This is a genomic window from Desmonostoc vinosum (assembly GCF_059505385.1).
This window is the reverse complement of record NZ_JCACKM010000035.1, coordinates 15,855-41,333: the sequence shown is the minus strand read 5'-3', so window position 1 is coordinate 41,333 and position 25,479 is coordinate 15,855. Positions and strand designations below refer to the sequence as shown.

General features: G+C 40.4%; 23 protein-coding genes and 1 tRNA gene. 12 read left to right on the top strand and 12 right to left on the bottom strand.

Annotated features, from left to right (window positions below):
* Window positions 1-2: 2 nt before the first annotated feature.
* Both AC5JMF_RS05480 and AC5JMF_RS05475 read right to left on the bottom strand, forming a co-directional pair.
* Window positions 3-1,220, bottom strand: coding sequence for a Caspase domain-containing protein (locus AC5JMF_RS05480; protein WP_495794715.1), 1,218 nt, complete (start codon window positions 1,218-1,220; stop codon window positions 3-5).
* Window positions 1,221-1,297: 77 nt separating this feature from the next.
* A complete protein-coding gene (locus AC5JMF_RS05475) occupies window positions 1,298-2,275 on the bottom strand; it encodes a carbohydrate kinase family protein (RefSeq protein WP_495794714.1) in 978 nt (325 codons plus the stop codon).
* Window positions 2,276-2,631: 356 nt separating this feature from the next.
* On the opposite strand from AC5JMF_RS05475, the gene pedR reads away from it, so the two are divergent.
* From pedR to rfbB, 4 genes are all read left to right on the top strand, one after another.
* Window positions 2,632-2,895, top strand: a complete 264-nt coding sequence (gene pedR, locus AC5JMF_RS05470) for a photosynthetic electron transport-dependent transcriptional regulator PedR (protein WP_495794713.1) — start codon at window positions 2,632-2,634, stop codon at window positions 2,893-2,895.
* A gap of 333 nt (window positions 2,896-3,228) precedes the next feature.
* A complete protein-coding gene (locus tag AC5JMF_RS05465; protein ID WP_495794712.1) occupies window positions 3,229-3,912 on the top strand; it encodes a DUF6391 domain-containing protein in 684 nt (227 codons plus the stop codon).
* A 47-nt stretch (window positions 3,913-3,959) separates the two neighbouring features.
* Complete coding sequence (locus AC5JMF_RS05460) at window positions 3,960-4,952, top strand: glycosyltransferase (RefSeq protein ID WP_495794711.1); 993 nt, start codon at window positions 3,960-3,962, stop codon at window positions 4,950-4,952.
* 40 nt (window positions 4,953-4,992) lie between these two features.
* Entirely contained in the window at window positions 4,993-6,048 is a 1,056-nt protein-coding gene (gene rfbB, locus AC5JMF_RS05455; RefSeq protein ID WP_495794710.1) for a dTDP-glucose 4,6-dehydratase, read from the top strand.
* Window positions 6,049-6,146: 98 nt separating this feature from the next.
* On the opposite strand, the gene AC5JMF_RS05450 is transcribed toward rfbB, so the two are convergent.
* From AC5JMF_RS05450 to AC5JMF_RS05440, 3 genes are all read right to left on the bottom strand, one after another.
* Window positions 6,147-7,313: a CapA family protein gene (locus tag AC5JMF_RS05450; RefSeq protein WP_495794709.1), complete on the bottom strand. Its 1,167-nt coding sequence runs from the start codon at window positions 7,311-7,313 to the stop codon at window positions 6,147-6,149.
* Window positions 7,314-7,654: 341 nt separating this feature from the next.
* Window positions 7,655-7,739 (bottom strand) — tRNA-Ser (locus AC5JMF_RS05445).
* Window positions 7,740-7,926: 187 nt separating this feature from the next.
* Complete coding sequence (locus AC5JMF_RS05440; RefSeq protein ID WP_495794708.1) at window positions 7,927-8,868, bottom strand: N-acetylmuramoyl-L-alanine amidase; 942 nt, start codon at window positions 8,866-8,868, stop codon at window positions 7,927-7,929.
* 685 nt (window positions 8,869-9,553) lie between these two features.
* Between AC5JMF_RS05440 and bchH the strand changes: the two genes are divergently transcribed.
* From bchH to AC5JMF_RS05415, 5 genes are all read left to right on the top strand, one after another.
* On the top strand, window positions 9,554-13,255 hold the full coding sequence (gene bchH, locus AC5JMF_RS05435) for a magnesium chelatase subunit H (protein WP_495794707.1): 3,702 nt from the start codon (window positions 9,554-9,556) through the stop codon (window positions 13,253-13,255).
* Between the two features lie 74 nt (window positions 13,256-13,329).
* The gene (locus AC5JMF_RS05430) at window positions 13,330-13,662 is read left to right on the top strand and encodes a type II toxin-antitoxin system HigB family toxin (RefSeq protein ID WP_495794706.1); all 333 of its coding nucleotides are present in this window, start codon (window positions 13,330-13,332) and stop codon (window positions 13,660-13,662) included.
* On the top strand, window positions 13,646-14,047 hold the full coding sequence (locus tag AC5JMF_RS05425) for a helix-turn-helix domain-containing protein (RefSeq protein WP_495794705.1): 402 nt from the start codon (window positions 13,646-13,648) through the stop codon (window positions 14,045-14,047). The genes AC5JMF_RS05430 and AC5JMF_RS05425 overlap by 17 nt, the downstream gene beginning before the upstream one ends.
* A 67-nt stretch (window positions 14,048-14,114) precedes the next feature.
* On the top strand, window positions 14,115-14,408 hold the full coding sequence (locus AC5JMF_RS05420) for a type II toxin-antitoxin system Phd/YefM family antitoxin (RefSeq protein ID WP_495794704.1): 294 nt from the start codon (window positions 14,115-14,117) through the stop codon (window positions 14,406-14,408).
* Complete coding sequence (locus tag AC5JMF_RS05415; protein WP_495794703.1) at window positions 14,401-14,676, top strand: type II toxin-antitoxin system RelE family toxin; 276 nt, start codon at window positions 14,401-14,403, stop codon at window positions 14,674-14,676. The genes AC5JMF_RS05420 and AC5JMF_RS05415 overlap by 8 nt, the downstream gene beginning before the upstream one ends.
* A gap of 77 nt (window positions 14,677-14,753) precedes the next feature.
* Here the strand turns inward: AC5JMF_RS05415 and AC5JMF_RS05410 are convergent, their stop codons facing one another.
* Window positions 14,754-16,031, bottom strand: coding sequence for a tRNA nucleotidyltransferase/poly(A) polymerase-related protein (locus tag AC5JMF_RS05410; protein WP_495794702.1), 1,278 nt, complete (start codon window positions 16,029-16,031; stop codon window positions 14,754-14,756).
* An 84-nt stretch (window positions 16,032-16,115) separates the two neighbouring features.
* Between AC5JMF_RS05410 and AC5JMF_RS05405 the strand changes: the two genes are divergently transcribed.
* The 3 genes from AC5JMF_RS05405 (at window position 16,116) to AC5JMF_RS05395 (ending at window position 17,987) form a co-directional block, all read left to right on the top strand.
* On the top strand, window positions 16,116-16,364 hold the full coding sequence (locus tag AC5JMF_RS05405) for a Ycf34 family protein (protein ID WP_495794701.1): 249 nt from the start codon (window positions 16,116-16,118) through the stop codon (window positions 16,362-16,364).
* A gap of 263 nt (window positions 16,365-16,627) precedes the next feature.
* Window positions 16,628-17,287, top strand: a complete 660-nt coding sequence (gene tsaB / locus AC5JMF_RS05400) for a tRNA (adenosine(37)-N6)-threonylcarbamoyltransferase complex dimerization subunit type 1 TsaB (protein ID WP_495794700.1) — start codon at window positions 16,628-16,630, stop codon at window positions 17,285-17,287.
* A 34-nt stretch (window positions 17,288-17,321) separates the two neighbouring features.
* Window positions 17,322-17,987, top strand: coding sequence for a Uma2 family endonuclease (locus tag AC5JMF_RS05395; protein WP_495794699.1), 666 nt, complete (start codon window positions 17,322-17,324; stop codon window positions 17,985-17,987).
* A 49-nt stretch (window positions 17,988-18,036) separates the two neighbouring features.
* Here the strand turns inward: AC5JMF_RS05395 and AC5JMF_RS05390 are convergent, their stop codons facing one another.
* The 6 genes from AC5JMF_RS05390 to AC5JMF_RS05365 form a co-directional block, all read right to left on the bottom strand.
* Window positions 18,037-19,797 (bottom strand): WD40 repeat domain-containing protein, encoded by a 1,761-nt coding sequence (locus AC5JMF_RS05390; RefSeq protein ID WP_495794698.1) that lies wholly within the window; start codon window positions 19,795-19,797, stop codon window positions 18,037-18,039.
* 156 nt (window positions 19,798-19,953) lie between these two features.
* The gene (locus AC5JMF_RS05385; RefSeq protein ID WP_495794697.1) at window positions 19,954-20,904 is read right to left on the bottom strand and encodes a hypothetical protein; all 951 of its coding nucleotides are present in this window, start codon (window positions 20,902-20,904) and stop codon (window positions 19,954-19,956) included.
* A 74-nt stretch (window positions 20,905-20,978) separates the two neighbouring features.
* The gene (locus tag AC5JMF_RS05380) at window positions 20,979-21,293 is read right to left on the bottom strand and encodes a hypothetical protein (RefSeq protein ID WP_495794696.1); all 315 of its coding nucleotides are present in this window, start codon (window positions 21,291-21,293) and stop codon (window positions 20,979-20,981) included.
* Between the two features lie 14 nt (window positions 21,294-21,307).
* Window positions 21,308-23,461, bottom strand: coding sequence for a peptidase domain-containing ABC transporter (locus AC5JMF_RS05375; protein ID WP_495794695.1), 2,154 nt, complete (start codon window positions 23,459-23,461; stop codon window positions 21,308-21,310).
* A 160-nt stretch (window positions 23,462-23,621) separates the two neighbouring features.
* Entirely contained in the window at window positions 23,622-25,076 is a 1,455-nt protein-coding gene (locus AC5JMF_RS05370; RefSeq protein ID WP_495794694.1) for a beta-barrel domain-containing protein, read from the bottom strand.
* A gap of 133 nt (window positions 25,077-25,209) precedes the next feature.
* The gene (locus AC5JMF_RS05365) at window positions 25,210-25,464 is read right to left on the bottom strand and encodes a CTB family bacteriocin (RefSeq protein WP_495794693.1); all 255 of its coding nucleotides are present in this window, start codon (window positions 25,462-25,464) and stop codon (window positions 25,210-25,212) included.
* Window positions 25,465-25,479: the final 15 nt, after the last annotated feature.

Here is a 25,479-nt window from a genome sequence, read left to right as displayed (position 1 = left end):
CCCTATTTCCAAGAACCACTTTCACACTTTACCAAACGCTCAATTATGGCAATATCATTTTGATTGCCCGATGCGCGAATTTGCTTTTCTGTGGCGATATTAATTAGTTCCATTTGTAAGCGTCTGATGTAAGCTTGCTGTTCATCAGTTTTAATTTTTTTACGATTTAAATTCTCCAAAACAGATTTCTGCTTATCTAACTTAAACTTCTGAGTTAGAGAATCAACCACATAAAGCTGTTCAGGACGAGCTGTTTGTAAAATTTTGCTAATTGGTTGATTGAGAATTGCCTTTTTTTGTTGTGCCGAAAATTTGTTTTGTAACCAAGCCTCAGAAGTAGATATCGGTAAATCTATAGATTGCTCATCCACCTTAGCAAAAGCATGAGCTTCAGCATAAGCGACTCGCTCATCTTTGTTATAATCAGCAGAACTAACAGTTTTACCTGTGCGATCGCGTCCACTCAAACCAGCAAAAAAACTAGAACTATAATCCCGATAATCAGCTTCATTTACCTCCGGTGTACATCCCACAGAGGGTAAGCTTTTAATTGTGGCAAAAAAACCACAACGAGTCTGAAGCGCTACAGGACGTTGAGGATTTCCCCCCTCATAAATAAAATTAGCAAAAGAACCAGAAAAGCATTGAGCCATCATTGCCACAACAGAAGTTTTTGGCGGCATTTTGTCCAGCATTTGAGAAAAATCTCTCACACTTAGCTGTTGCTTGTTCCACAAATAAAAGGAATTATTATTCAAGTCTGACTCATTTCTTCCTCCGTGTCCTGTAAAGTAGAAAAATGAGCGTTGAGGAACTTTTTGCTGTGCTATCTCTTGGAAATAACGCTGCAAATTATTTAAAGTAATAGCACCTTTAAGGTTAGGAATATTTGGCTTTTTAAATCGCTGCCTTCTTAGCAGATCAATATAGCGAACAGAAGCTTGACCATCATTACCATTAGCAAAGAATATAGAGGCAATTTTGGGATCATACCCCATGAATTGTAGAGTGCGCTGAAAATAAAGCACATTTTTCTCTAAAGCAATTTCATTGAAAGAAGGCGCACCACCACCCCCCACAACTAAGAAATTAGGTGATGATTTAGTGCTTTGGCAAACTTGAGATTTTTGTCCACTTACCTTGCCAGAAAGTGGAACTGAGATTAATAAGCCACAGATAACACTAACTAATAAGCGGCGCATTTGAGAAATATACTGCATTGCGTTTCAAAATATTACATAATTGCTGGGAGTATCAGCCGATCGCAACTGAATACTCCAGCTGAGTATAGTAATCCTTAAACTTGATGGCAAGCTAAAAAAGTTTCGACTTCAGAGGCAGTGGGTTGAGAGGCAATCGCACCTGCTTTGGTGGTAGTTAGTGCCCCAACAGCACTGGCGTAAGTGATAATGCGTTTGACTGTTTCGGCATTACCCAAACTTTGGATGCCATGCTGAATCAACTGATGGATAAACCCAGCGAGAAAGCTATCCCCTGCACCAGTTGTATCAACCACAGTCACGGCAAAAGAGGGTAATTTGCCTTCGTTTTCACCCAAACAATAGCTACAACCGTTTTCCCCATCTGTCACTAGCACACCTTCAACTGAATTCAAACGATAAGTAATTGCACCTGGATCTGCGGTATCAAATAGCCATTCAGCCTCTTCTTTAGAGAGTTTGAGAAAATCGACTCGCTTAAATGCATCTTGAATTTTTTGACGGGCGATGTTTTGGTCATGCCAAAATACAGGACGCCAGTTAACATCCAGCACAATTTTGAGGTCATATTGTTCTGCTAAACTTAGGGCGTGATGTATTGCCTTCTCGCTTTGGGGATAGGCTAATTCCAAAGTACCCAAAACCAAAAAATCTGCCTCTTGAAATAACGAATGAGGTAATTGCTTAGCTTGCAGGCGGGTATCGGCAAATTCTGAGGTGTCATAACTGCCAAATCCGGCGAAAGTGCGATCGCCCGCTAAATCTCGTGTCACATACACTTGCCGTGTTGGTGCAGTAGAATGGCGTTGCACCCCCATTATATCTACACCTATCTCTTGTAATAGCTTGACCAGTTCCTCACCTGGTTCATCTTCACCCACAGTCCCAATAAATCCTGATGGTGTTCCTAGCTTCACCAAAGCACAGGCTACGTTAGCTGGTGCGCCCCCTGGATAAGGAGTCCAAGATTTAACTTCTTCTAGCTTTAACCCTAACTGATCAGCTAGACAATCAAACAAAACTTCACCAAGACACAAAACACGGGGATTGCTCATTTCATTTCAGATTTTAGATTTGGGATTAGGATTTTCCAGTATAAAATCTACAATAAACTTTGCTCTCTGTGGCTAGTCCTTCATAGAATGAAATAGCACTTTTACTACTCAAATAGCGTATACACGCTATTGTTTGCCGCTTTCTTATATCAGTGATAAAACGGTAGATAATTGCTAAAATAGTCGTCTTTAATACCTAAAAGTTTGTACTATTTTAGATATTGCCAACTAGAAATCGAAAGAAAATATGGACATTACTATTGATATGAACACTTGAAACCCCTACCTATAAAAGGATCTTCTAGAATTAGAGAGAGCAATTAAGTACATATACCAAGGGAGGATAGAAATAAGTCATGGCTGGTGGCGAGTCTAAGACCCCTGTGAGTCTTTCAGACAGAGAACTGCAAATTATCGACTTAGTGGCCGCTGGCTTAACTAACCAAGAGATTGCAGCAAAACTGGAAATTAGCAAGCGTACAGTTGATAACCATATCAGTAACATTCTCACCAAAACCGAGACCGAAAATCGAGTAGCTCTTGTCCGCTGGGCTTTACAGTGGGGCAAAGTCTGTTTGAATGATGTAAATTGCTGCTCTTTGCCTAACCAGAGCGAGTAAACAATTTGCTAGTAGCGCAGCAACGAATTTGTTCTGGTTTGTCGGCAAGCAAATTTTGAGGTTGACTGATTGTTTTCCTCCTCATACATTTGTATCAGTGTGAACACCTCTACCACGCAAAACTGACGTCAATAAAATTTCCGTTCTCAGCAGGGTGTAAGGGAGAAGAGAGCAGGGAGTAGGGGAAGGTTACACAAAATCCCCCTTGCCCCCCGCACCCTGCCCCTCTGCCTCTCCCCAAACCCTAACAAAAATTAGCAACAATCCATTGACTCAAGCGTTACATTTAAAAGAAATCTATGTTGCTCCATAGGCTTGAGGAGCAGTATTTTTATGAATACTTCTACTTTTGACAAAGGTAGTTCGTCTCCCTTTGACTTCTTTAGCTTTGATTTTGCGACACCTCTATCTTGGAAAGTTCCATCTGATTTTCCACAACCCACACAAGACACTGACTTACTCAGGCAGCTACCGTTTGTTCCTGGATTGAAAGAAATTTTGATGTTGCGGCAGGTTCACGCTTTAGAACACGCTACAGTTTGGGTTTTGGGTGAATCAAATAGCGCTCATCCTTTGAAAGCACAACCCACCAATACTCAAGTTGATAATGAACTATTGAGTGGTTTGTCTACTGAAGAGGGCTTCTATCTATATGGTGAGGTGAATATTAGCGATTTACGGCGGGCGGTAGCACTTGCTCGACATCGCCTTACTAGCGGAGAATGGGATTTAGCTGTGCATCCCCGTTGTGGCACAAATTTATCAGTAGCAATGCTTTTAACAGCAGGAATGGCTGTGAGTATATATTTATTGTTACCATTTCGACCAATTGAGCAACTTATAGGTTTAGGGTTAGCTGCTACTACAGTTGCTGAGATTGCACCTGATTTAGGTTCTATGGCACAACGTTACTTGACAACTGCTATTCCTTTTAACTTAGCAATTGAGAATATTACTTTCACTCGCGATGCTTGGGGAAAACCAGCGCATTTTATCAAGGTAAACTGGCGAGATTAATTTATAATTTTTGCAAAGTCTGAGGAGCCTTAAAATTGAATAATGTTATGAGAAAGCTGTATTTTTTACTTCCCGGTACAGATGGAAAATTTGCTTGTGGTGGTCTTTGGGCAGAGTTGAAAACAGTTAATCTTGCTCAGCAGGTTTGTAGTGCTGATGTGGTTACTTATCGTCAACGAGAAACAGATAAGTTATTTATAGATGATTTGCTGCATGAGAAAAATTTAGATAATGTCATATTTGTGATTAGTTGGGGATTTGACATAGCTCAACTGGTAACGAAGCTGAAACGATATCATGTTGTTTATCATGCCCATAGTGCAGGTTATCCATTTAGTCTCCCTGCCAGTATTCCGATTATTACTGTCAGCCGCAATACTATGGGTTATTGGGGACAAAAATCACCCAATTCTCTGATTTATTATTTGCCTAATCAAATTGGCAATGAATTTAAAAATTTATATATAGAACGAGATATAGATGTTTTGGTTCAAGCTCGTAAATCTTCTGAGTATTTAATCAAAGAATTAATTCCAGCATTGCAAAAACAGTGTAATGTTTGTATTGTTGATTCCTATGTAGAAGATTTAGCAGGGCTATTTAATCGAGCTAAAGTTTATCTTTATGATTCGGCTGATTATTGGGCACAACAGCGTGTTAGTGAGGGATTTGGTTTACAACCAATGGAAGCGATCGCTTGTGGTTGTTATGTCTTTTCTAGTATAAATGGTGGGTTATCAGATTACTTAGATCCGGGATTTAATTGTCATAAAATTGCAGGTTATTCTCAAGAATATGATATTAAACGAATAATGAAAGTAATTGAATCTTCAGCACCTTTTGCTGTGTCTGAATATTTTTTAGCAGAATATCGAACGGAAAATATTATTCGGCGTTTTCATGTTATTTTTGATGAATTAAATGATTTTTTTGATCATAAAATGCATCATCCATCTAATATCAAGAGCTTGACGAGAACGCGGGTGATGAAATTAATTGTACAGAATATGTACGGTAAACTGAGAAAGAAGTTTTTTTGAGTGAATCAACCGCAGAGGAAAGAGGAAGAGAGGGAGTTACATGAGGCTGTTGGTGACGGGGGGTGCAGGGTTTATTGGTGCAAATTTTGTGCATCACTGGTGTCAGGCTTATCCTGATGAACGGGTGGTGGTTTTGGATGCGCTTACTTATGCAGGCAATATTGAGAATTTGGCATTGGTGGAGAGGCGAGAAAATTTTCGGTTTGTGCAAGGGGATATTTGCGATCGCTCTGTGGTAGATGAGTTATTAGTAACAGAAAATATTGATACTGTTGCACATTTTGCCGCTGAATCTCATGTAGACCGCTCGATTCTTGGCCCAGCTGCTTTTGTGCAAACTAATGTGGTAGGAACTTTCACTTTATTAGAAGCTTTCCGTCAATATTGGGAAGCGCAGAAAAAGCCATCTAATTATCGTTTTTTACACGTTTCTACTGATGAAGTCTATGGCAGTTTGGGCCCAGATGATCCAGCTTTTTGTGAAACTACACCCTATGCTCCTAATAGTCCTTACTCGGCTTCCAAGGCGGGTAGTGACCATCTAGTTCGTGCATACTATCATACTTATAAGCTACCGACGATTATTACAAATTGCTCTAATAATTACGGCCCATATCAGTTTCCCGAAAAATTAATTCCTCTCATGTGTATTAACACTTTGTTAGGTAAGCCATTACCCGTTTATGGTGACGGTAAAAATGTGCGAGACTGGCTTTATGTGGGCGACCATTGTCGTGCTTTGGATGTGGTTATTCATCACGGTAAATTGGGAGAAACTTACAATATTGGTGGCAACAATGAAGTAGAAAATATCAATCTGGTGCAAATTTTGTGTCAGTTGATGGATGAATTAGCATCTGATTTACCAGTTAGTTCAGCAAAGCATTTGATTACCTTTGTCAAAGATAGACCAGGACATGACCAAAGATATGCAATTAATGCAAACAAAATGAAAACTCAGCTTGGTTGGACGCCTTTAGTCACAATTACTGAGGGTTTACGTTTAACCGTTGAATGGTATCTCACTCACCCTGATTGGTGGAAACCTCTGTTATCGCCAGAATATCAAGCTTACTATAGTCAAAATTATTCTTAAAATTTACTTTTACGAAAAAAGCAAAGGTATCCTCCGGGAAAACTTCTCCACGAGACGCTAACGCGTAGCTTGCTTAAGCTGTTCCCTGTTCCCTTTTCTTAACGATTCATCACGATAATTTCCCCTTTTTGATTAATTTTCACCGGATTATTGGGAAAGGCTCGATAATTTAAAGCACGTATAAGTCTCACAGTTCGGAAATTGCGATCGATGTGAGGTATTCCCTGTCTGTCCATCCGCACAGGGATAATTTTACTCGATATCAACTTTCCCGCTGAGTTGAGTTTAACCTCCAAAATCATTGAGTCACCCGTTTGAGCGCTTGTAGATAAAGTTCGGTATCCTAAAAAATTTCCTAAAGAATAAGCGATAATTTTTCTTTTATAAATTTCGATCGCTCTTGGAACATGAGGGCCGTGTCCTATCACTAAATCTGCTCCAGCATCAATCATTGTGCGGGCAAACTTGATCGAATTACCTCGGTTTTCTCCATAGAAAAACTCTGTTTGGTTTTTAACATATAATGCATCTGTCCCTTCTGCTCCTGCGTGCATTGATACAACTACAATATTGGCTTTATTTTTTGCTTTGGCTACGAGTGCTTTGGCTGTTTTTAAATCGTGAATCGAATTGTACATTTTATAGGGAGCAAACCCAATCATCGCCACAGTAGCTTGATTAATTTTTAAATAAAGAATTTGATTTTTATGACCTAATGTAGTGATACCCACAGCCTCAAGATATTTGACTGTATCTTTGAACCCTAATTTACCAAAGTCCATTGCATGGTTATTAGCCATATTAAAAACATTAAACCCAACTTCAGCAAACAACTGAGCATATGCAGGTGGGGAACGAAAAGCAAAAACTTGTCCTTTACTAATATCTTTAGCTGTATAAGGATGATTGGTTAAGCTACTTTCAAAATTGCCAAATAAAATATCAGCTCCTTGTAGACCTTTTCTCACTGACTTTGGCAGTAGTTGATTACGAGAGCGAGGCAGTCTGTAGTCAGGAAAATTTGTACCAGGAATAATATCTCCAACAGCTTTGATGGTAATAGTGTCTGTAAAAGATTGTCCTTCCCCTGGTGACGTGGGTTCTGGTATAGCAAACGGAAATTCCTCTGGTTTTGGGGACGAAGTAGCGGCGTCCGATGGTTGCAATTGTCCAAATCTAATGACGATTCCCAAACCAATGCCTAAACAAAAACAGCTACTAATAAATCCTAATGACACTAAATTAATTAACCTTTGGTTAGCCATCGCTCACTCCTCACACAATGGCATTAGTTTATCCCAAAAGTTGGTGTAAATTGGGGAATTGGGAACTTGTACTGAGCAGAGTTGAAGTATGGGAAACTTGTACTGAGCGAAACTCACATGACATCAGGAAACCGCGCTATTAAGCTAATAATCATTCAAATTGCATCCCCGCGTCTCCCCTTAAGCGCGTCCTCCGAAGTTTGCTCAACGGGGGGAACCCCCGCACGCAACTTCTCTTTGCGTCTTTCTGAGGCAAAGGATTATGCAAGTTAAAGGCAGATTAGCTTATTCCAGAGATTGCAGACTGCGAGGTTCGAGGTGAGTTACTACGAGCGAGTAAACGGAGAGGGGGGGATTCGAACCCCCGTTGAGTTGCCCCAAAGCGCATTTCGAGTGCGCCGCATTCAACCGCTCTGCCACCTCTCCAGTTGTTTGTCTACAACTTGTAGTATGAGTTTGTATCCAAATCATGTGAATTATAACATCCCAATCAATAAAGGGAATAGGGAATAGGGAACAGTTATTTTTTTCGTAAAAATGGGGTGCATGACGCTGGCGCAATAACACACCCTACACGCTATACCCTTACCCAGTGACACCCCTTTTCTTTAACTTAACCAATCAATTTCTGCCAGGTAGCTGGCCCGACAATTCCATCAGCAGTTAAACCATTTTGACGTTGAAATTGCTTAATTGCTGCTTCTGTTTGTGCGCCAAATATACCGTCCGCTTCTACATTTAAACGGTATTGTAAGTACCTGACAACAGAACCACCGGCATGATTTGGTCTGATGATTCGTTTAGCTAAAATCAAATTTATAGCATTCCATGTGGCTTCTGTAGCAGTTCCTGTTGGTTGAATTCCTACAATACTCTGAAACTTTTCTACAGCGGATTTTGTACTAGGCCCTGCATCGTTATCTTCGGCTAAAGGTTTGTTATTTTGATCAGTTATTTTGAGTCGGTTTAAGGCTTTTTGTAGGCGCAGAGCAGATGTATCTATGTTATCTTCTTCATCTGGTACAGGCTTAACAGGGGTACTTGCAACTTTACCAGTTAGACCTTTAATGATTGCATTAGCCATGGCCTCAGCGTTAAAAAGATTCATATCTTTTTTTGAATCGATGAAGCAACATTCTATGAGAATAGCAGGCATGTCTGTATTTTTGAGGACATATAAGTGAGAACCACTTTTAACGCCACGATTAAAAAAGCCTAATTTGATGATTTCGTCTAATACAGGTTTAGCGATTTTTCTACCTCGGTCGCTAGTTGCAAATACTTCTGTGCCATTAGCTTGTCCGTTAAAAGCATTAAAATGAATTGAGACGAATACATCTACTCCGCTGGCATTAGCTCTAGAACATCTTTTTGAAAGTGAGTCACGTACAGAACCAGCCCCATCTGGTTTACATGTTATTACTTCATTTCCTAATGCTCTGAGTTTAGAGATAACTCTATTACCTACATCTAAAGTCAAATTATCTTCAAATTTGATGCCTCTAGCTCCTGTATCAGGTGGACAATTGTGCCCGATATCAATTCCAAATTTCATTTGCTGCTCCTTAACTTTTGTTCAGAATAATTCAAACATGTTTGACTTCTAGATATTAATTTATGCATATCATTTTATATAAGTGCTTTTTAGTTAGTAATTGAGAGTCGATAATTAGGATATTAGATGGCTAATCATTATTATAGTAGAATGAATCAATCGATAAGCGAACCTAATTCTTAGATTTTTATAATAAAATTAGATTATAAAAATAAATATTGTAACAAAAAAGTAAAATTAGAAGATTTTATCATATTTAAAAAAGCACTTTGTTTTCCAACCACCTGAATAACCAGTAACCATGACAAAAAGAGTGCTGAGTAAATATATTATTGATTGGGTACAGGCTAATCGTTTTATGCACTAAGATGCAGAAATGGCAAATGAAGGAAGTGATTTAATACTCAGCATCCTTGTGGATTGATCTTGATTACCGACTGCCTTGAATCATGGGGAGTAGGGAGTAGGGAGTGCGAAAAGATGTATTTTCGTACCTTCGTTGTGGGCTATTTAGCCTGGAGATTGTCTTGACAATGGGTGTGGGGGAAGACGTTTTTATGTTTGGTTGCGGGATTTTCCTGTGATTGACTACTTTGTTGATCTGAACCTACGGGTAGATATTTAGCCCTCAGCCCAGAAGCACGTCTAAGATCTAAAGTAAAGAAATATTTCGTAGCTTACGGGCATGAAACGCATCGTCTTGATTGCTGGGTTTGAATCTTTCAACGCGGAATTATATAGGAAAGCAGCTTTATTGGCTAATTCTCGCTGCCGAGAGTTGGAAATTTTGGTGTTTAGCGATCGCAATATTACCAGCCAACGCAGCCAGGTGGAAGCCGCGCTAAAAAATGCTGATGTATTTTTCGGTAGTTTACTATTTGATTATGACCAAGTTGTGTGGTTGCGCGATCGCATTGCCCAAATTCCCATCCGCTTGGTGTTCGAGTCGGCGTTGGAATTGATGAGTTTAACCAAATTGGGTGCTTTTGCCATCGGCGATAAACCCAAAGGAATGCCCAAACCAGTTAAATTCATTCTCGACAAATTCAGCAACGGCAAAGAAGAAGACAAACTCGCCGGTTACATCAGCTTTCTGAAAGTTGGCCCCAAGTTGCTGAAATTCGTACCAGTGCAAAAAGTTCAAGACTTACGCAACTGGTTGATTATCTATGGTTACTGGAATGCCGGCGGCCCGGAAAATGTCGCCGCACTATTCTGGACATTAGCAGAAAAATATCTAGATTTAAAAGTCGGTGATATTCCCCCACCCATCGAAACCCCAAACATGGGATTACTTCATCCCGACTATCAAGGGTTTTTTGAATCGCCAAAAGCTTATTTAGAATGGTATCTTGTGGGGCGGGCCTCTCGCCTGCCATTGCCGCAGGGCGGGCAAGACGCTCAACGCAGTGGCTCCCCCACAAAAGCAGTAGTGGGTATCTTACTCTACCGCAAACATGTCATTACCAAACAGCCATATATTCCCCAATTGATTCGGCGTTTTGAGGAGGCTGGGTTAATCCCTTTACCTATTTTTATTAACGGTGTGGAGGGACATGTAGCAGTTAGAGATTGGATGACGACCGATTATGAAATTCAGCAGCGACAACATGGTAATATTGAAACCCCTTCGCTTTCTGCTGAAGCCGTTAAGGTAGATGCGATCGTCTCAACAATTGGTTTTCCTTTGGTAGGTGGCCCGGCTGGTTCCATGGAAGCGGGGCGGCAAATAGAAGTAGCAAAACGTATTCTGACAGCTAAAAATTTACCTTATATAGTTGCTGCACCGTTATTAATTCAAGATATCTATTCGTGGACTCGTCAAGGTATTGGTGGATTGCAAAGTGTTGTTTTATATGCATTACCAGAACTGGATGGGGCAATTGATACTGTCCCCCTTGGTGGTTTGGTGGGCGAAAATATTTATTTGATTCCAGAACGGGTACAGCGGTTAATTGGCAGGGTGAAAAGCTGGATTGCTTTGCGGCAAAAACCAACATCAGAAAAAAAAATTGCCATTATTTTATATGGGTTTCCGCCTGGTTACGGTGCTGTTGGTACGGCTGCATTATTAAATGTGCCACGCAGTCTCCTAAAATTGCTTCATGCACTCAAAGACCAAGGTTACACCATCGGAGATTTACCTGATGATGGCGAAGAATTAATTCGCTGGGTAAAACAAGCCGATGAAACCTTCATTCATACAGATAACTTCCCCGCATCCGTTAACGCCCGTACCCTAGAAAAATGGTTAGGATATCTGCGGATATCCCGCATTGAAAAACAATGGAAGTCTCTAACGGGGACTGGAATTAAAACTTATGGTGATGAGTTTCATGTTGGTGGTGTGCAGTTAGGTAATGTTTGGATAGGTGTACAACCACCTTTGGGGATACAAGGCGACCCGATGCGCTTGATGTTTGAACGAGATTTAACTCCCCATCCCCAATATGCTGCTTTCTATAAATGGTTGCAAAATGAATTAGCTGCTGATGCTGTGGTTCATTTTGGGATGCATGGCACTGTAGAATGGCTGCCTGGTTCTCCTTTGGGTAATACAGGTTATTCGTGGTCGGATATTTTGTTAGGAGATTTGCCTAATCTATATATATATGCGGCGAATAATCCTTCTGAGTCAATTTTGGCTAAGCGTCGCGGTTATGGTGTGTTGATTTCTCATAATGTCCCGCCTTATGGACGTGCGGGTTTGTATAAGGAGTTGGTGACGTTGCGGGATTTGATTGCAGAGTATCGAGAAGATCCACAGAAGAATTATGCCCTGAAGGAAGCGATTTGTAAAAAGGTTGTAGATACGGGGTTGGACGCAGATTGTACGTTTGAGGATGCGAAACGATTGGGTATTGCTTTTAGTCCGGAGAATGTACGGTTGTTTAGTGGTCATGCTTTTGACCATTATTTGGTGAAGTTGTATGAGTATTTGCAAGTTTTAGAGGGTCGGTTGTTTTCTTCAGGGTTGCATGTGTTGGGAGAAGCGCCAAATGAGGCGGAGTTGGCGGGGTATTTGGAGGCTTATTTTGGAGACGAACCGCACAGACGCCAAGAACGCCAAGAGGAGGAGAGGGAAATAAAGGATTTGCTGGCGAAAAGTACGGATGAGTTGATGAATTTGCTGCGGGGGTTGAATGGGGAGTATGTGCCACCTGCGCCTGGTGGTGATTTGTTGCGCGATGGGCCTGGTGTGTTGCCTACGGGGAGGAATATTCACGCGTTAGATCCCTATCGAATGCCTTCGGCTGCGGCGTATGAACGGGGACGGGAAATTGGGAAGAAAATTATTGCTCAGCATTTGCAGGAATATGGGAATTATCCTGAGACTGTGGCGGTGATGTTGTGGGGGTTGGATGCGATTAAGACTAAGGGTGAGTCTTTGGGAATTTTGTTGGAGTTGGTGGGGGCTGAACCTGTTAAGGAGGGAACAGGGAGAATTGTTCGTTATGAGTTGAAACCTTTGGCTGAGGTTGGACATCCGCGAATTGATGTGTTGGGCAATTTGTCGGGGATTTTTCGAGATAGTTTTGTGAATGTGATTGAGTTGTTGGATGATTTGTTTCAACGGGCTGTTGATGTTGAGGAACCACAGGAGCAAAATTTTATTCGCAAACATGCTTTGGCTTTGCAGGCGCAAGGGGTGGAAAATGTTTCAGCGAGGTTGTTTTCTAATCCGGCTGGTGATTTTGGTTCTCTGGTGAATGACCGGGTGGTTGATGGTAATTGGGATTCTGGTGAGGAGTTGGGGAATACTTGGCAAGGTCGCAATGTGTTCAGTTACGGTAGACAAGATAAGGGCCAAGCTAGACCAGAAGTTTTGAATCAGTTATTGAGGACGAGCGATCGCATTATCCAAGAAATCGATTCGGTAGAATATGGTTTAACTGATATTCAAGAATATTATGCCAATACTGGCGGTTTGAAGCAGGCGGCACAAAAGCAACGCGGCAAGCAGGTGACAACTAGCTTTGTGGAAAGTTTCAGCAAGGATACTACACCCCGTAATTTAGATGATTTGCTGCGGATGGAGTATCGCACGAAGTTAGTCAATCCCAAATGGGCCCAAGCAATGGCAACTCAAGGTTCTGGCGGTGCGTTTGAAATTTCTCAACGAATGACGGCGTTGATTGGTTGGGGTGGCACTGCAAATTTTACTGATGATTGGGTATATGACCAAGCAGCTGATACTTATGCGCTGGATGCAGAGATGGCAGAGAAGTTACGTAAGGCAAACCCTGAAGCTTTCCGTAATATTGTGGGGAGAATGATCGAGGCCCATGGGCGAGGTTTTTGGCAAGCTGATCAAGATAAGTTGGAAAAGTTGCGCCAGTTGTACGATTTAGCGGACGAAGAACTTGAAGGAATAACAGTGGGGTAATTCGTAATTCGTAATGACGCTCGAGGACTCGCTAACGTAATTCGTAATTAAGATATAGAAATCCTATTTTATTTTTGCGAAGTTGGGTACACCTTTATTACTTCTTCCCCACTCCCTACTCCCTACTCCCTCTAAATCAACTTGTACGCGATGCAAAAACTCATCTTAAACATCAATATAATTGGTATAAAACTGCTAATAAAGCTAAATGGAATAATCTTACTGAGGTACAGGCAGTTTATCCTCAAACAGAAGCTGTTGGGAATTTGACTGTTTTTAACATCAAAGGTAACAAATATCGCCTAATTGTAGATTTAGTTTACAGCGATCAAATAATTTATATTAAATATATTTTGACGCACGCAGAATACGATAAGGATGAATGGAAAAATGACCCTTACTTTTAATGGTAAAATTTATGCCGAATTGCTGGCTAAATATCAACCCAAAGTAATTAAAACAGATGAAGATAACAAACAAGCCATCGCGCTTGCTGAAGAACTATCACATAAAACTAACCGAACTTTAGAAGAGACAGCATTATTAGATTTGTTGATTACTCTAATAGAAAAGTATGAAGATGAATACTATCCAATTGGAGAATCAACACCACACTCAATGCTAATTCATTTAATGGATGCTCAGGGTTTAGAGCCAACTGACTTAGTAGAAATTATTGGCTCAAGAGAGGTCGTTTTTCAAATCATCAGTGGAAAACAAGAAATTACTCACGAACAGACTCAGGCTTTAGGGAAGTTTTTTCACGTTGATGCTAGTTTATTCGAGAATTAAGCGATCGCCCCAAAACGTTATGCTATCCTGAAACCATAATCGTGCTGATATCACCCCTTGGATCAACATGACAAAAGTAGAAGCAACTCAAGCACAAGAAAAATTTTCTGAACTCCTTGCCCTTGTAGAATCAACAGAAGAACGTGTTGTGATTGAATCAAAAGGGCAGGTGGTTGCAGCAGTAATTAGCTATGCCGACTTAAAGCGATTGGAAGCATTAGAAGATGCAATAGATGTTGCAGATTTTCAACGTGCAATAACCGAGAGTAACGGTGAATCTTATTCACTAGAAGAAGTGATTACTGACTATAACGAACTTCATGAGACTAATTTCACAGTTGAAAATATTTTGAATGGCTGAATCAGAGGTGCTTGCTTTACGTATTACAAAATCAGCCCGGAAGGATTTAGTCAATTTACAGCCAAAGTTTTTTAAGCAGGTGATGACTAAAATTTTGTTGCTACCGGAAGATCCTAGACCTCAAGATTGTAAGCAACTCAAGGGATATTCAGGTGTTTATCGAGTTGATCAAGGCGAGTATCGCATTCTCTACACAATTTCAGACGATGCAATCGAAGTTTTTCGAGTCGGCAAGCGCAATGATGATCAAGTGTATGAAAATCTGTAACGCTATTACAATCCTGAAAGAAATTTTTTCATAACTTACTTTGTAATGGCTAGCGATCGCATTTGATATCCTCTCCCCTACACCCCTAATTTTTGTAATTGCCGTGCAAATGCGATCGCCTCCTGTGCCGTTGTCACTTTCCCTTCTGCTGTGGCAATATTAATCTCTGTTAAAAGTTTGCCTATCACTGGTGAAGCGGGAATATTTAATGCTATAATAAGCTCCTTCCCACTAACTAATGGCGTGGGATGAGCGACCAGATCATCAGGGTTAAGGTAGCGGTTGATCAAGGGTGCGTAAGCGCTTAGCGAACTGTCACCAACCATCGCCTCTACCAAGTTATCAAGGGCTACAGCTAGCACTGCTGTGGCAGGGAACGCAACACCAGCGTCCTGAAAAAAGCAATACTGTTCTCGCAAGGACATATCCGCCACTTTGGCTTGTGGGAACAATCTTAGGACGGTAGTTATACCCCGAATTTCCGCACGGCTATAAGTTAATTCCTGAAGTTCGATTTCGGCTAGTTCTGGATTTGAATTGACAAGACAAGCGAGTTTGGCAATACCCAACCAAGTAGTTTTAACGGTATCGCGAACATTTTGTTGCAGTTCCACACCCAATTGTGGCCAGTTTGCTGTCAGTAAGGCAGTTGCTTTGTCCACTGCCGCTAGTTTACTCAAACTTTCATGGGTAGAGTTTTTGAACAAATGAGTTAGTAAACCATCTTCCCAAGCGCTAGTTATCCAAGGAGTACCCTGAGAGTTTGCTAGCAGATAGCCAATTTCTACCCTAACTCGTTCGGCTGCAACTGTGCAGATATGTGATGCCAAAGCCCGAATTGTCGCTTGGGTATTTGATTCAATAGTAAAACCAAGTTGAGCGGCTTGACGATAAGCCCGCATTAACCGTAAAGGATCATCTGCTAGATTTGCAGGTGATACCATTCGCAAAATACCCTGCTGTAAATCGGCATAACCTTGCAGAGGATCGATGATTTCTTGTGTATGAGGATTATAGGCGATCGCATTCACTCGAAAATCCCGGCGATGCAAATCAGTAACTAGACTATCTCCTTCTTGTTGGGCAAAGTCAGCCGTCGCTTGGGGAAACACTACACGGGCAATTTTGCGTTCAGAGTCGAGTAAGACAAAACCCGCTTGATAATGACGCGCGATCATTCTCGCCACCTTGACTGCATCAGATGGGATGATAAAATCTAAATCCAGGTATTCACGAGTTCTGCCAAGCATGGCATCTCGCACCGCGCCACCCACCATATATGCTGGTTGTGGCAACAATTCTAAGCTGAAAGGCCAATTTTTAGAATCTAGAGTAGAAGCAACTAAAGGAAGCATGTAATAAAAATCAACCCTGCAACTAATGAATAACAGTCTGGCTTAAGCTAGATTAACAATAAAGGCTCTAGAGTAGGTTCTATTATGTGTATTTGCGTCAACTGCCACTATGTAGACAGCTGTGCTACCTACCACGCTGTAGAAACGCAGCACCAACAGCCCCACTTAACCGAACACCCAACTTTTGATCCTAACGAACCTTCTATCAACGTCAACATTCGTACCAAAGAAGATGTGATTGAAATGGAGTGGGATGTTGTCGGTTGTCTCAGCTTTAAGCGAGAAATGGGCAAATGGTCGAAGTTGCGTCCAGGTGAATTAGTCCCAACATGACTAATAATTCGTAATGACGCGACGCTCCTGTGTCGCTCTAAGCGAAGCTATGCCGCAGGCTTTACGCTGACGCTATCGAGGACTCGCTCTAAGCGAAGCTATGCCGCAGGCTTTACGCTGCGCTAACGTAATTCGTAATTCGTAATTGATTGAAGTTTCAAACCTTTAGGTTTAGTAATGGAAAAAGTCAAATTTGAGTATCTTGATTTCAAATACCTGTATTCATCTATGGGGTAATAATTACGAATTAACGATTACGAATAATGTTGACTAGAGAATCCCAATCTTTTAAAATCACAAAATACGCTTTAGCACTGCATACGACGACTCCCGAATTAGGTTTAGCGGTGAGTAGTTTTTTGGGTGAAACTCGTTCTCAAGTATGGAATTTGGGACGTGATTTATCCAGTCATATCCATCAATATTTAATTGAATTCATACAACCTCAAACTTGGATAGATTTGGCGTTTATTGCTGTTACCAAAGGGCCTGGTGGCTTTACGGGCACTCGCATTGGAGTTGTCGCCGCCCGAACTTTAGGACAACAATTAGATATTCCGGTATTTGCTATTTCTACTTTGGCGGCGGTAGCTTGGTCAAAAGTCAAAACAAGTCAAAATGTCATGACTGTTGCTGTAGAAATGCCAGCACAACGAGGTCAAGTTTTTGGTGCTATTTATCAATCTACACCGGATAATTCTCAACTCATAACTTTATCGGCTGATGCTGTATTTACACCAGAAGCATGGCAAGCTAAGTTAACTAATTGGAATAGTGATTATCAATTAATACAAGCGCAATCAGGTTTAGCAGCAACAGTAACAAGTATATTAGAACTAGCTTATTTAGAATGGCAGTTGGGTAGGCGTCCTAATTGGTCGGAAGCTTTACCATATTACGGTCAACATCCAGTAGAAAATTAAAAGTATATTCAGTTGAATAGTTTGGTAATAAACAATGACACCTATTAGTGCGATGATTACTCCTATTTCAACTATTCCACCTTTGGAAAATGGAGACAAGCTGACTCGCATTGAATTTGAACGGCGTTATGATGCGATGCCTCAAGTCAAGAAAGCTGAATTAATAGAAGGAACTGTATATATGGCATCACCTTTAAGATTTAGAAGCCATGGAAAACCACATGCCTATGTGATAACTTGGTTGGGTTTTTACGAAGCTAATACCGCTGGGGTGGAATTAGGTGATAATACAACTGTACGCCTTGATGCAGATAACGAACCTCAACCAGATGCATGTTTAAGAATTGCCAATGGTGGACAGTCGCGGATAACTGAAGATGATTATATCGCAGGTGCGCCAGAGTTAATTGTAGAAATTGCCGCAAGTAGTGTTTCTATTGATTTGCATGACAAGCTAAAAGTGTACCGCCGCAATCAAGTACAAGAGTATTTAGTGTGGCGAGTTTATGAGGGTGAATTTGATTGGTTAAAATTAAAAGATGGAGAGTATATTCAGCTTGAATGTGATGCTAACGGTATTATATGCTCTCAAATATTTCCGGGATTATGGTTGGATAAATCTGCTCTAATAGCAGGGAATTTAGCAAAGGTTTTAGAGGTTTTGCAGCAAGGATTAGTTAGTGCTGAACATCAAAAATAGTGATAATTCAATAGGCGATCGCTACTTTTATCTTTTATTGCTATACCTCTTAATGGTAAAAATCCCAAGTTCTGACAGTCTTATCTTTACTAACGCTCACTATCTTATCAGAGTTTGTCACCACTCCTAATACCCAATCAGTATGACCAGCCAAAGTTTGTAATAATTTACCATTTTGCAAATTCCATATCTTCACATTATTATCCATACCTCCAGTAACTAAATATCTGCCATTATTACTAAAATTTACAGATGTAATTTTTGCTGTATTTTTATCAAAACTTTGTAATAGTTCTCCTGTTTGCCAATTCCATACTTTAACAGTTTTATCCCAACTACCACTAGCTAGACTTGTACCATCGGGATTAAAAGCAAGAGAACGTACTGTATCAGTATGAGCTGGAATCGTACTAATTAATTTACCTGTTTGTAAATTCCAGATTTTGATTTTTTTATCGATTCCCCCACTAGCAAATACCTTACCATTGGGATTGATAGCCACAGAAAAAATTTGTCCTCTGTGTCCCATAACAGTATGCGTTAATTTACCAGTGTGTAAATTCCAAAATCTCAATTTACCTTCTTGATCACCACTGATAATAGTATTTCCATCTGGACTAACAGCAACAGAATCAATCGGAGTAAAACATTCAGATACAGTTCTCATTAATTGATTTGTTTGTAAGTTCCAGATTTTGATAGTTCCATCACTACTAGAACTCACAAGGATCTGATCGTTATTAGTTAGTGCTAGAGATTTGATAGTACCAGTATGTCCTCTTAAAGTAGCTTTAACTTTGCTTGTCTCTAAATTCAAAATTTTTATAGTTCTATCTTTACTGCCACTGGCTAAAGTTTTACCATCTTTGCTGATGGCAGCAGACCAAATAGCGTCAGTATGAGCAGTTATTGTTTGAGGTAGTTTAATATCTGCTACTTTTTTAGTTAAGGTTTCTGTTGGAGTCGGGGTTTCTGTTGTTTGGATAGGCTTTTTCACCATAGAAAAAGTCATGAAATTAAACACAGAAAAAAGCCAGAAAATGAGAATGGCTAGTGAAGCAATCCCCATTGCATAACCCATTTTTAAACTCTTGTTCCAAGGAAAAGGAAGTTCTAAAGTTCCTTTTCCTGTTGTTTCAACAAGTGTTTTATTAATTAGTATTTGACGATAATCTTCTACTTGATATTGTTTGTTTTCTTGCTGATTTAATAGAATATTTCCACTGGCGATACTGACTGCTTCTTGCTGATATACCAGTTTTTTCTGTGCTGCTGAAATTTGGGAAAATCTGACTTCTGCATTATTAGAGATAAATAAATTCAGTAACATTCCTTGTTGTAAGGCAATGTGACTTTCCTCACGCATTTTTGTAGAGATTGCTATGCCTTGACGCGCAGGGATGTATTTATTAAAATCTTGGATGAAAACGCCTTCGATAAAATCTGGCGTAATCTCTCTGTCTACCTGTGAGACAATTCCGGTTTGCAAGCAAGTAAAAATATTTTCTAATAACAGAGGTTGGAGTTTGCCAGCAAAGTAATAACAAATAAAGTATGGGATGTGAGCGCGACCAAAATCGTCAAATCCATCGTTATAAAGCCAGCCAAATAAAGTTTGTTCAGCTGAGATTTGATATAAGTATACAGCTTTATATTCTGCGCTTGGTGGGTCATAAGCGTCCCAATTTTTGTAAACTAATTGTTGTAAAAAAAATTGCTGGACTTCTGGGGGGATTTCTTCACTTTTGAAGATTTTAAAGCCCACGCCAGCAAAGCTAGTATAAATAATTTGACCAAAAAGCTGAGACATGGCGAATCGGGGAACTAAGTAATACGCTAATGTGCTGGTGGCACATTATTTGGTTAGGAATGTCATTTGTAAATACAAATTAACAATGACGACATTAAAAGGGGTTATTCATTTTTTATACATATATAATAGCTGAAAAACTAGAGTTATTACTTGTTAATGTGCAATTCCGCTTTTGTGAATTTGACTTTGTGATTGTTCTTTGAGAGGGAGTTGTTCTGGTGAGAGATTGAAAAATCCAAATGCGAATAATAGAGAACTGAAGATTCCTAATAAGCTAACACTTACTAGAGATAATACTAAAATGTATCTTCGGATTTGTGGTGATAGCACTTGTCCGATAAATAAACTTTGGGAAAGTCCGTTTGCTAGGTTTTGTTGGGCAAGAAAATGGTGATGTTTATTTAATTCTGCTAATAACCAAAGTAATGGTTCAGCAGCGCCTCTAGCCCTGAGAGCGGCGACGCCTTCCATAGAGACGATGGGAATGGCTGAGTAGAATTTTTGATAGTTAGCTTTGACTGCATCAAGGCGAGAAATTAGGGGTTGGAGACTCTGTTCAATTTTTAATTGAGTGACGGTACTCTGTTCTAAAAGGTCACATTTTGTGAGAATAATGGCAAAGGCGTATTTGATGCGATGTTGAGATACGAGGGATGCGATCGCAACTACTTGATGAAAGACTTCATCCAAGGATTTATTATACTCAGCATCGTGCAATAAAGAATGGGCGTTAATAAATACGCAGCATCCATGAGATGCGAGGATCATTTCTTGAAAGTCTGGGTTACGAATATCGCATGATTCACCTGGTATATCCCACCAACGAAAGTCACACAGGGTTTTTTTACCGAAGAGGTTATCGCGTTTTAAGCTGAAGTTAAAGCTGGTAATTTTAATTGTCGCGGGTGGATATAAGTTTGTGCGGGCAACATGGCTGAGAATTTTTTCCATGTTTGTTTGCACTTCGGTGTCTTGGCAATCAAACCAAAAATCATGGGGTTTATCGGCGTTTAATTCGGCGTAGCTTCCTGCTAAAAAAACTGTTTTGCCAACGCCGCGTTGACCGATGCTTAATAGGCTAAAGGTTTTAGGATTTTTTGTCATAGAGGTGTTTATTTAGGAGGGGGGAAAATAACCGCCAAGGTAAGAGGGTTTAAAGGATTTTTGGGGTGTGATTATTAGAAGCCAAATCCACGGAGGAATTGGAAGAGGAAGGCCATGGGGTTACTGCCACCACGACGACCGCGACGACGGGAAGAGGAGGAGGTAAAGGCTAGGGTGAATTGGCGGAAGCTATAGCCTGTTCTGGAGTTGGATGATAAATTTAAGCCGTTGCCGTTGGAGAGGCGAGTCTGGTCTTCTGCAAAGGAATCTATCGCGGTTTGTTGCAGGAAAAATCCTTCAAATCCACCGTTGATTTTCTCTTCTTCTGCGGTTGAAAGGTCGGTTAAGTAATCTGATTTTTTGATTTTGTCTGAGTTGGAGTTAGTCATAGTTTTGAGTGGGTCTAGTAGGATAAAAATTTGAGGTGGTCTCCAGGTATGGAACGTAATTGTTGCAATTCTCCTTGGATTTGAACTTCACCTTTATCTAGTAAAACAACCCAATCGGAACGTTCAATTACGCTGGGGCGATGAGTAATCATGATGGTGGTTTTACCCTGACGATGTTTTAGTAATCTATCTAAAACGTTGGCCTCGCTGACTGGATCTAATCCGGCTGTAGATTCATCTAAAATGAGGATAGGTGGATCTGTCAGGATGCCTCTTGCTATTGCTAATCTTTGTCTTTGTCCTCCTGATAAATTGGCACCGAATTCGCCTAAAACTGTTTGGTATTTGTTAGGCAATTGACTGATAAAATCGTCAGCATCAGCAATTTGACAGGCTCTAACTATTTGCTCAAATGAGATGTAGGGTGTGCCTAAGCGGAAGTTTTCTACAATACTACGACTCCAAAAATGCGCGTCTTGCGGCACGTAGATGACTTGTTGACGTAGACATTCTAGGGATAAGTCTTGTAGGTTGAAGCAATCTACACGGATATTACCGGAATTTGGTTGGTATAATCCAGCAATCATTTTGGCGAGGGTGCTTTTTCCACAACCTGATTTACCGATGAGTGCGATCGCCCGTCCTCCCGGTAATGTGAGGGAGAAATTCTCCATTAACTCTAGTCTTCCGGCGTGGTGGAAGTTGAGACGGTTACAGATAATATCTGCACCACCTGGAATTTGAGCATATGGTTTCTGCGTGTTTCCCGTTGTTTCTGGCGTTGCATCTATAACTTCACCCAATCGACTCACTGCCGTTTGTGTGCGGTAATATTCATCGACTAAGCCAATTAAAGAACCCATTAAAGCCAGGACATTTCCTTGCAGACTGTTAAAAGCTAAGAGTTGTCCAATACTCAACTCTTTATTAATTACCAATAAACTACCAAAACCTAGTAACGCAATACCCCCAATACTACTGACCATTTGAGAAAAAACACTATTGATAATACCAATTTGAACAGTGTTAAAAGTAATATTTGCTAAACGTCCAAACCGGGTTTGAAATTCTTCCCAAAATTGCGGTGCAGCATTAGTTGCTTTAATCACCAACGCACCTTTAAAAGTTTCTACTAATACCCCTTGATTTTCTGAGGATAAGACTAATAAGTTGCGGGTTGCTTGTTGTAAAACTGGCATGAAAGGTAGTGTTAAACCAGTCATCAACACACCAATCATCGTCACAGCAAGCGTTAACTTCCAGCTATAGAATACCATGAAGCTAAAAGAAATCGTAGCTACGAAAAACTGGCTAGGCAGTAAAGCCACGACTTGCGAAACTAATTGATTAATCTCATTAATATCTCGAAGACGGCTAACAATTTCACCACTACGCCTAGTTTCGTAATAACTCAGAGGTAAATGTAAAATTTTACGTCCAAATTCGAGGACAAATCCTAACTGTAATCTTTGGCTAAAATGAGCTATTAAAGTTGATTGTAATAATTGCAGTACGCCATTAAATAAACTCATCACCACCACAGCAACAATCACCACCGTGAGTAATTGCGTATCTTGTCTAACTAAAACATCATCTGTAAGAACTTGCAGAAGAAATGGACTAGCTAAAGACAAAAGACCCAAAACAATATTGATGAGTAAAACCCCAAAAATTAAACCGCGATACGGTAAGATGCGTTTAACAAATCGTCCAAAACCAGTTGTAACTTCCGATGGCAATTGCACAGAAGGAGATTCTGGATCTAACTCCAACAGCAACATAATGCCATTCCATGATCCTGCCAACTCCGCATGACTAAGATGACGAATACCCAAAGCCGGGTCAGCTACAACATATTTATTACCACGCTTACCATATAAAACTACCCAATGATAGCCTTTCCAATGAATAACCCCTGGTAAAGGAACTTCTTGCAGACTATTTAAAATTTCTGGAGAAGCCTTAACAGAACGAGTTTTAAATCCGAGATTTTCAAATCCTCTCTTTAAACCCAATAAAGTTGTTCCCAACTGCCCAGTTCCGACAGCTTCACGACTGCGGGTAATACTAATCATGCGTCCATAATACTTACAAATGGAAGCAAGACAAGCAGCACCACAATCCTCCTCACTAAGTTGGAGAACACATTGATAATTATTGCGGCGCATAGGAATAATTCGTAATTCGTAATTCGTAATTAAGATACAGAGAAACAAACACTATGGAAAAATAGAGAAGATAAATATCCTCTCTCTGTATCTCTGCGTCTGGAGCGTCTCTGCGTGAGATTAAAAAACCAATTACACCAAACGCAAAAATATCAAATAACTAAATATTCGATATCAAACGCATTTTGCGTAAGACAAACGTCATAACTGTCTCTTGACGAGAGATGATATCTGCTTTGCCCTCCATACCTGGTAGAAGTTGACATTGATGTTTACTGTCACCTACGTACATTTGCTTGGGTTCTATAATTACTTCATAAGCAGAAACCTGTTTTTCGGAATTTTGGACAATATCTCTAGGTACAGTTTTAACTTTGCCCTTCAGAGTACCGTAATCCGGGAAAGGACACGCAGAAACTTGCACTTGTACGTCTTGCCCTGCTTTAACTTTGTCAATATCACTAGGAGAGACTTGAGTTTTGAGGATTAAAGGCGCATCTTGAGGGGCAATATAGGCAATGGCTTCTCCTGGGCGGACGATTTGTTGGGCGTTACGCAGTTGGAGTTGGAGGAGAGTACCAGTAGTAGAAGCACGGATAATGGTTTGCTGAAGATCGTTATTTAATTGTTGTAGTTCTTTTTGATTGCGATCGCGTTGTTTTTGCTGTTCTAATTTTTGTTGCAGCAATGTCTGGTTTTCTTTACTCAACGCTGCTAGGGTAGCTTTACCTTTGGCTGTTTCTTGGCGAATGCGTTGCATCGCTACAGTAACAGTTGAGTTGCTGGGGTTGAGGGCGGTTTCAGCACGTTTTAAGTTAAGTTGAGCAACTGTCAAGGCTTGTTGCTTCTCATCTATAAGATTTTTGGTTGAAAGTTTCGCTTGTTCTAGCTTGGCTTGGGCAGTATTGACGGCTTGTTCTTTCTCTTCTATCAAGGTGCGAGGAATCGCCCCAGAAGCAGAAACTTTTCGCAACCTGTCGCGTTGGGTTTTTGCTAGTTTCAGTTCTTCTTCGGCTTCTTTGACAGTTACAGATATTACTTGTTCTTTCTGTAATCTTTCCAGTTGAGCTTTTGCTAATTGTACAGCAGCTTCTGCTTGATTTTTATCCGCCTGGGCTTTAACTTGTTCGTCTTGATAGTTGCGTTCCGTTCCTGTCAACTCAGCTTCAGCGGCGGCGACGTTGCGATTAACTAAGCTGGTTTCTGCGGCTATTTGCGATTCGAGATTTTTGATTTGGGCGTTAATTTGCTGGATTTGCAATTCGCTTTGTTGAATGCTGCTTTGCAGTTGGCTTTTCTGAGTTTGCAGACGCGAGTCATCTATCTGGGCGATCGCATCTCCTTGTTTGACTTTTTGATTTTCACTCACCAAAATTTTGGTAACTGTGCCTTCTACCGCTGCTTGAACTAATCGTAAATCTCCGGCTGGGCGAACTGTAGCTGCAACCTTCACAGCAGTACTGTATTTAAGAACTGTAGATAAAGCAACTGCCCCACCAAAAATAGTCAATATAAAAGCACTCCCAATAATTACCCAAGGACTAATCCTGGGGAGAAACTCATTTCCTTGAATTGCTGGTAATTGTTCAGGAGTCGGAGTTTCTAGCATAGTCATATCAGTAAATAAAGATAATTTTATAAATGTTAAAAAAGAGAAAGGGTAAAATATAAACTTGATAATTTACCCTAGATATCTACCTTTGAAGATGCGATTAATTCACGAGAACTAATCGCACTAATTCATTCATTTACAGATTGATGCTGAATAATTCATGAGCAAAGGTATTGGTGTTAGCAGCACCGATCACACGGGTTACTTCGCCACCATTGCCATTAGATTTCACGCTAGAAATGGAAGCTAGTTGTTGCTGAGAGAAACCAGTACCAACAACGTTATTGAGGTCGATACCGCCAACAGAACCAATACTCAAACCACCAGCGATCGTTTCTTCTTGAGCAGCAGATAAATCAACTAGTAAATCAGATTTGTTGAAGTCAGACATGATTTTTACCTCTAT

Bases quoted from the DNA above. Each gene is read 5' to 3' on its own strand.
- tsaB (WP_495794700.1), top strand. From the start codon at position 16,628: ATGTTGACTAGAGAATCCCAATCTTTTAAAATCACAAAATACGCTTTA.
- AC5JMF_RS05475 (WP_495794714.1), bottom strand. From the start codon at position 2,275: ATGAGCAATCCCCGTGTTTTGTGTCTTGGTGAAGTTTTGTTTGATTGT.
- AC5JMF_RS05415 (WP_495794703.1), top strand. From the start codon at position 14,401: ATGGCTGAATCAGAGGTGCTTGCTTTACGTATTACAAAATCAGCCCGG.
- bchH (WP_495794707.1), top strand. From the start codon at position 9,554: ATGAAACGCATCGTCTTGATTGCTGGGTTTGAATCTTTCAACGCGGAA.
- AC5JMF_RS05425 (WP_495794705.1), top strand. From the start codon at position 13,646: ATGACCCTTACTTTTAATGGTAAAATTTATGCCGAATTGCTGGCTAAA.
- AC5JMF_RS05440 (WP_495794708.1), bottom strand. From the start codon at position 8,868: ATGAAATTTGGAATTGATATCGGGCACAATTGTCCACCTGATACAGGA.
- AC5JMF_RS05375 (WP_495794695.1), bottom strand. From the start codon at position 23,461: ATGCGCCGCAATAATTATCAATGTGTTCTCCAACTTAGTGAGGAGGAT.
- AC5JMF_RS05410 (WP_495794702.1), bottom strand. From the start codon at position 16,031: ATGCTTCCTTTAGTTGCTTCTACTCTAGATTCTAAAAATTGGCCTTTC.
- AC5JMF_RS05385 (WP_495794697.1), bottom strand. From the start codon at position 20,904: ATGACAAAAAATCCTAAAACCTTTAGCCTATTAAGCATCGGTCAACGC.
- AC5JMF_RS05465 (WP_495794712.1), top strand. From the start codon at position 3,229: ATGAATACTTCTACTTTTGACAAAGGTAGTTCGTCTCCCTTTGACTTC.
- AC5JMF_RS05460 (WP_495794711.1), top strand. From the start codon at position 3,960: ATGAGAAAGCTGTATTTTTTACTTCCCGGTACAGATGGAAAATTTGCT.
- AC5JMF_RS05420 (WP_495794704.1), top strand. From the start codon at position 14,115: ATGACAAAAGTAGAAGCAACTCAAGCACAAGAAAAATTTTCTGAACTC.
- pedR (WP_495794713.1), top strand. From the start codon at position 2,632: ATGGCTGGTGGCGAGTCTAAGACCCCTGTGAGTCTTTCAGACAGAGAA.
- AC5JMF_RS05480 (WP_495794715.1), bottom strand. From the start codon at position 1,220: ATGCAGTATATTTCTCAAATGCGCCGCTTATTAGTTAGTGTTATCTGT.
- AC5JMF_RS05390 (WP_495794698.1), bottom strand. From the start codon at position 19,797: ATGTCTCAGCTTTTTGGTCAAATTATTTATACTAGCTTTGCTGGCGTG.
- AC5JMF_RS05370 (WP_495794694.1), bottom strand. From the start codon at position 25,076: ATGACTATGCTAGAAACTCCGACTCCTGAACAATTACCAGCAATTCAA.
- AC5JMF_RS05405 (WP_495794701.1), top strand. From the start codon at position 16,116: ATGTGTATTTGCGTCAACTGCCACTATGTAGACAGCTGTGCTACCTAC.
- AC5JMF_RS05395 (WP_495794699.1), top strand. From the start codon at position 17,322: ATGACACCTATTAGTGCGATGATTACTCCTATTTCAACTATTCCACCT.
- AC5JMF_RS05450 (WP_495794709.1), bottom strand. From the start codon at position 7,313: ATGGCTAACCAAAGGTTAATTAATTTAGTGTCATTAGGATTTATTAGT.
- AC5JMF_RS05365 (WP_495794693.1), bottom strand. From the start codon at position 25,464: ATGTCTGACTTCAACAAATCTGATTTACTAGTTGATTTATCTGCTGCT.
- AC5JMF_RS05380 (WP_495794696.1), bottom strand. From the start codon at position 21,293: ATGACTAACTCCAACTCAGACAAAATCAAAAAATCAGATTACTTAACC.
- rfbB (WP_495794710.1), top strand. From the start codon at position 4,993: ATGAGGCTGTTGGTGACGGGGGGTGCAGGGTTTATTGGTGCAAATTTT.